Consider the following 5,476-nt stretch of genomic DNA (forward strand, 5'->3'; position numbering starts at 1 on the left):
TGAATGGTTGTCCGGCTGCGTCCTACTCTCCCACACCGTCACCAGTGCAGTACCATCGGCGCTGAAGGGCTTAGCTTCCGGGTTCGGAATGGAGCCGGGCGTTTCCCCTTCGCTATGGCAGCCGTAACTCTATGGAGATATGTGTTGCGGGTGTGTCCCGTTTGTATCTCGGGAACCGCACAGTGGACGCGTAGCTTCTTTGTTGGTCAAGTTGTCGGCTTATTAGTACCGGTCAGCTCCACACATTGCTGTGCTTCCACATCCGGCCTATCAACCCAGTCGTCTAGCTGGGAGCCTCTCGGCCTTGCGGCCGTGGAAACCTCATCTTGAAACGTGCTTCCCGCTTAGATGCTTTCAGCGGTTATCACTTCCGAACGTAGCTAATCAGCGGTGCTCCTGGCGGAACAACTGACACACCAGTGGTTCGTCCATCCCGGTCCTCTCGTACTAGGGACAGCCTTTCTCAAGTTTCCTGCGCGCACAGCGGATAGGGACCGAACTGTCTCACGACGTTCTAAACCCAGCTCGCGTACCGCTTTAATGGGCGAACAGCCCAACCCTTGGGACCTACTCCAGCCCCAGGATGCGACGAGCCGACATCGAGGTGCCAAACCATGCCGTCGATATGGACTCTTGGGCAAGATCAGCCTGTTATCCCCGGGGTACCTTTTATCCGTTGAGCGACGGCGCTTCCACAAGCCACCGCCGGATCACTAGTCCCGACTTTCGTCCCTGCTCGACATGTCTGTCTCACAGTCAAGCTCCCTTGTGCACTTACACTCGAAACCTGATTGCCAACCAGGCTGAGGGAACCTTTGGGCGCCTCCGTTACCTTTTAGGAGGCAACCGCCCCAGTTAAACTACCCACCAGGCACTGTCCCTGATCCGGATCACGGACCGAGGTTAGATATCCAGAACGACCAGAGTGGTATTTCAACGTTGACTCCACCATCACTGACGTGACGGCTTCACAGTCTCCCACCTATCCTACACAAGCCGTACCGAACACCAATACCAAGCTGTAGTAAAGGTCCCGGGGTCTTTCCGTCCTGCTGCGCGTAACGAGCATCTTTACTCGTAGTGCAATTTCGCCGAGTTCGTGGTTGAGACAGTGGAGAAGTCGTTACGCCATTCGTGCAGGTCGGAACTTACCCGACAAGGAATTTCGCTACCTTAGGATGGTTATAGTTACCACCGCCGTTTACTGGCGCTTAAGTTCTGAGCTTCGCCTTGCGGCTAACCCGTCCCCTTAACGTTCCAGCACCGGGCAGGCGTCAGTCCGTATACATCGTCTTGCGACTTGGCACGGACCTGTGTTTTTAGTAAACAGTCGCTTCTCCCTGGTCTCTGCGGCCGATCACGCTCCCCCAGCAAGTGGGTTCACGATCAGGGCCCCCCTTCTCCCGAAGTTACGGGGGTATTTTGCCGAATTCCTTAACCACGATTCACTCGATCGCCTTGGTATTCTCTACCTAACCACCTGAGTCGGTTTGGGGTACGGGCGGCTCGAACCTCGCTAGAAGTTTTTCTCGGCAGCATAGGATCACCCTCTTCCCGCATTCGCGGTCACTATCAGGTCTCAGGCTTCATGAGGTCCGGATTTGCCTGGACCTCGCCCTACACCCTTGGACGTGGACTACCATCGCCACGCGGCGGCTACCTTCCTGCGTCACTCCATCGCTTGACTACTACAAGTTCGGTTCGTGCGCTCCACACGCCCGGTGACCCCGAAGGGTCGGTGGGCGTGCTTCAGGCACTTAGCATCACAAGCCTCGTCAGGGGCGGTTCTTCGCCGGTTCCGGAATATCAACCGGATGTCCATCGACTACGCCTGTCGGCCTCGCCTTAGGTCCCGACTTACCCAGGGCAGATTAGCTTGACCCTGGAACCCTTGGTTATTCGGCGGACGGGTTTCTCGCCCGTCTTTCGCTACTCATGCCTGCATTCTCACTCGTGTGGCCTCCACGGCTGGATCACTCCGCCGCTTCCCTGGCCACACGACGCTCCCCTACCCATCAACACGCCTGGACCGTGAACCCTCAGGTGTCACGGCCGAGCAGTATGTCAATGCCACAGCTTCGGTGGTGTGCTTGAGCCCCGCTACATTGTCGGCGCGGAATCACTTGACCAGTGAGCTATTACGCACTCTTTAAAGGGTGGCTGCTTCTAAGCCAACCTCCTGGTTGTCACAGCAACTCCACATCCTTTCCCACTTAGCACACGCTTAGGGACCTTAGCTGGTGATCTGGGCTGTTTCCCTCTCGACTACGGAGCTTATCCCCCGCAGTCTCACTGCCACGCTCTCACTTACCGGCATTCGGAGTTTGGCTAACGTCAGTAACCTGGTGAGGCCCATCGGCTATCCAGTAGCTCTACCTCCGGTAAGAAACACGTGACGCTGCACCTAAATGCATTTCGGGGAGAACCAGCTATCACGGAGTTTGATTGGCCTTTCACCCCTACCCACAGCTCATCCCCTCAGTTTTCAACCTAAGTGGGTTCGGTCCTCCACGCAGTCTTACCTGCGCTTCAACCTGGCCATGGGTAGATCACTCCGCTTCGGGTCTAGACCCAGCGACTATGGGCGCCCTGTTCGGACTCGCTTTCGCTACGGCTTCCCCACACGGGTTAACCTCGCCACTGAGCACTAACTCGCAGGCTCATTCTTCAAAAGGCACGCCGTCACCCCACACCCCCAACGGGGGGAGGCTCCGACGGATTGTAGGCACACGGTTTCAGGATCTATTTCACTCCCCTCCCGGGGTACTTTTCACCTTTCCCTCACGGTACTTGTCCGCTATCGGTCACCAGGGAATATTTAGGCTTAGCAGGTGGTCCTGCCAGATTCACACGGGATTTCTCGGGCCCCGTGCTACTTGGGATCCCCCTCTGGAGTCCACGCCATTTCGTCTACGGGGGTCGCACCCTCTGTGCCGAGCCATTCAATGCTCTTCGACTATGACGCAGATTTCTTACTCCATGCCGGGATGTCAGTCCCGACCGAGAGGTCCCACAACCCCGGACGTGCAACGCCTGACAGCTATCACACACGCCCGGTTTGGCCTCATCCGCTTTCGCTCGCCACTACTCACGGAATCACTGTTGTTTTCTCTTCCTGTGGGTACTGAGATGTTTCACTTCCCCACGTTCCCTCCACACGCCCTATATATTCAGGCGCGGGTGACTGGACTTGCCTCCAGCCGGGTTTCCCCATTCGGAAATCCTCGGATCACAGTCTGGTTATCGACTCCCCGAGGCTTATCGCAGATTCCTACGTCCTTCTTCGGTTCCTGGTGCCAAGGCATCCACCGTGTGCCCTTAAAAACTTGGCCACAAAGATGCTCGCGTCCACTGTGAAGTTCTCAACATACAACCGGCACCCCGCACCCGACACGACAACGTCGCGCCCTCGGCGAGGCCCACACCCAGAGACACCGGCGCGCACCCCCCACCACCACAACGGCAGCAAGAGACACCCGGCCCGATCCCTCAGGACCCAACAACGTGCCAGACACCCACACCCCGACCCCCAGCGTTCCACCGCCTCACCCACCCAAGGGCTCCAAACGGCTTGTACTTGCCAGGACACGAGATCCAGACGCCAACTAATCGATGTTCCACCCATGAGCACCCGCTGCCCCACACTCGGGGACAGACCAGGCTCTGCCACCACCAGCACACAGCCGGCGATGGAAGCTGCTCCTTAGAAAGGAGGTGATCCAGCCGCACCTTCCGGTACGGCTACCTTGTTACGACTTAGTCCCAATCGCCAGTCCCACCTTCGACGGCTCCCCCCACAAGGGTTGGGCCACCGGCTTCGGGTGTTACCGACTTTCGTGACTTGACGGGCGGTGTGTACAAGGCCCGGGAACGTATTCACCGCAGCGTTGCTGATCTGCGATTACTAGCGACTCCGACTTCATGGGGTCGAGTTGCAGACCCCAATCCGAACTGAGACCGGTTTTTTGGGATTCGCTCCACCTCACGGCTTCGCAACCCTTTGTACCGGCCATTGTAGCATGCGTGAAGCCCAAGACATAAGGGGCATGATGATTTGACGTCATCCCCACCTTCCTCCGAGTTGACCCCGGCAGTCTCCTATGAGTCCCCACCATCACGTGCTGGCAACATAGAACGAGGGTTGCGCTCGTTGCGGGACTTAACCCAACATCTCACGACACGAGCTGACGACAACCATGCACCACCTGTACACCAGTCCGAAGAAGCACCCATCTCTGGATGTGTCCGGTGTATGTCAAGCCTTGGTAAGGTTCTTCGCGTTGCATCGAATTAATCCGCATGCTCCGCCGCTTGTGCGGGCCCCCGTCAATTCCTTTGAGTTTTAGCCTTGCGGCCGTACTCCCCAGGCGGGGCGCTTAATGCGTTAGCTGCGGCACGGAACTCGTGGAATGAGCCCCACACCTAGCGCCCAACGTTTACGGCATGGACTACCAGGGTATCTAATCCTGTTCGCTCCCCATGCTTTCGCTTCTCAGCGTCAGTAGTGGCCCAGAGACCTGCCTTCGCCATCGGTGTTCCTCCTGATATCTGCGCATTCCACCGCTACACCAGGAATTCCAGTCTCCCCTACCACACTCTAGTCTGCCCGTACCCACTGCAAGTCCGGGGTTGAGCCCCGGATTTTCACAGCAGACGCGACAAACCGCCTACAAGCTCTTTACGCCCAATAATTCCGGACAACGCTCGCACCCTACGTATTACCGCGGCTGCTGGCACGTAGTTAGCCGGTGCTTCTTCTGCAGGTACCGTCACTTTCGCTTCTTCCCTGCTGAAAGAGGTTTACAACCCGAAGGCCGTCATCCCTCACGCGGCGTCGCTGCATCAGGCTTTCGCCCATTGTGCAATATTCCCCACTGCTGCCTCCCGTAGGAGTCTGGGCCGTGTCTCAGTCCCAGTGTGGCCGGTCGCCCTCTCAGGCCGGCTACCCGTCGTCGCCTTGGTGAGCCACTACCTCACCAACAAGCTGATAGGCCGCGAGCCCATCCCAGACCGAAAAACTTTCCACACCATACCCATGCGGATTGGTGTCATATCCGGTATTAGCTCCGGTTTCCCGGAGTTATCCCAGAGTCTGGGGCAGGTTGCTCACGTGTTACTCACCCGTTCGCCACTGATCAGACAAGGCAAGCCCTGTCATCACCGTTCGACTTGCATGTGTTAAGCACGCCGCCAGCGTTCGTCCTGAGCCAGGATCAAACTCTCCGTTGAAGTAAAAAACCCACGAAGGGCAAAATCACCAGCTGAGCAAGAACAACTAGCAAAAAGCTAGAAATTCAAAATCAACCAAAGGATAAAAATCGAGCAGGACACAACCAACCACCCAAACAGGCAGCCAGCCACACCCCACCACGAGGTAAAACTTGGCATCGATTTTTGACACGCTGTTGAGTTCTCAAGAATCGGACACACACCATCAACCAGCCCAACCAGGCCAACCTCCGGGGCAACCCTTCAA

Annotated in this window: 3 rRNA genes; all 3 read right to left on the reverse strand. The window is 57.1% G+C overall.

Annotated elements, in window-relative coordinates:
* Nucleotides 1-9: 9 nt before the first annotated feature.
* The 3 genes from rrf to ABWV20_RS16150 all read right to left on the reverse strand — a co-directional run bounded on the left by rrf (nucleotide 10) and on the right by ABWV20_RS16150 (nucleotide 5,229).
* A 5S ribosomal RNA gene (gene rrf / locus ABWV20_RS16140) occupies nucleotides 10-126 on the reverse strand.
* A gap of 76 nt (nucleotides 127-202) precedes the next feature.
* Nucleotides 203-3,332: ribosomal RNA gene (locus ABWV20_RS16145) — 23S ribosomal RNA — on the reverse strand.
* 375 nt (nucleotides 3,333-3,707) lie between these two features.
* A 16S ribosomal RNA gene (locus ABWV20_RS16150) occupies nucleotides 3,708-5,229 on the reverse strand.
* Together the 16S, 23S and 5S rRNA genes form the textbook arrangement of a ribosomal RNA operon.
* Between the last annotated feature and the right edge of the window lie 247 nt (nucleotides 5,230-5,476).

The sequence above is a fragment of the Intrasporangium sp. DVR genome (genome assembly GCF_040365325.1).
Taxonomy (GTDB): domain Bacteria; phylum Actinomycetota; class Actinomycetes; order Actinomycetales; family Dermatophilaceae; genus Intrasporangium.